This window comes from Bacillus cereus group sp. BfR-BA-01316 (assembly GCF_022664195.1).
GTDB lineage: Bacteria > Bacillota > Bacilli > Bacillales > Bacillaceae_G > Bacillus_A.
Genome location: NZ_JAKUGX010000091.1, coordinates 1 through 571, shown reverse-complemented (window position 1 = coordinate 571; position 571 = coordinate 1). Strand labels below are relative to the sequence as shown.

The window sequence follows — 571 nt, the reverse complement described above, 5'->3', positions numbered from 1 at the left end:
ATGTATGAGATATTTTATTAAAAGTGCGGGTGAAGGGAGTCGAACCCCCACGCCAAAGGCGCCAGATCCTAAGTCTGGTGCGTCTGCCAATTCCGCCACACCCGCATATTTCTTTTAAAAAATGGTGAGCCATGAAGGATTCGAACCTTCGACCCTCTGATTAAAAGTCAGATGCTCTACCAACTGAGCTAATGGCTCTTAATGGCTGGGCTAGCTGGATTCGAACCAGCGCATGACGGAGTCAAAGTCCGTTGCCTTACCGCTTGGCTATAGCCCAATAATTAAAAAATGGTGGAGGGGGGCAGATTCGAACTGCCGAACCCGAAGGAGCGGATTTACAGTCCGCCGCGTTTAGCCACTTCGCTACCCCTCCGACATATATGGTGGAGGATGACGGGATCGAACCGCCGACCCCCTGCTTGTAAGGCAGGTGCTCTCCCAGCTGAGCTAATCCTCCATTTTGCCTGGCAACGTCCTACTCTCACAGGGACAAGGTCCCAACTACCATCGGCGCTAGAGAGCTTAACTTCCGTGTTCGGTATGGGAACGGGTGTGACCTCTCTGCCATCAT

5 tRNA genes and 1 rRNA gene are annotated in these 571 nt (G+C 52.2%); all 6 read right to left on the bottom strand.

The features are described 5' to 3' along the window. Positions 1 to 24: 24 nt before the first annotated feature. Positions 25 to 105, bottom strand: a tRNA-Leu gene (locus tag MR071_RS25095). 17 nt (positions 106 to 122) lie between these two features. Beyond that, positions 123 to 198, bottom strand: a tRNA-Lys gene (locus MR071_RS25090). Positions 199 to 202: 4 nt separating this feature from the next. After that, positions 203 to 277: transfer RNA gene (locus MR071_RS25085), tRNA-Gln, on the bottom strand. A 12-nt stretch (positions 278 to 289) separates the two neighbouring features. After that, positions 290 to 373: transfer RNA gene (locus MR071_RS25080), tRNA-Tyr, on the bottom strand. An 8-nt stretch (positions 374 to 381) separates the two neighbouring features. Continuing rightward, positions 382 to 457, bottom strand: a tRNA-Val gene (locus MR071_RS25075). 5 nt (positions 458 to 462) lie between these two features. Further along, positions 463 to 571, bottom strand: a 5S ribosomal RNA gene (gene rrf / locus MR071_RS25070); the annotation flags it as partial.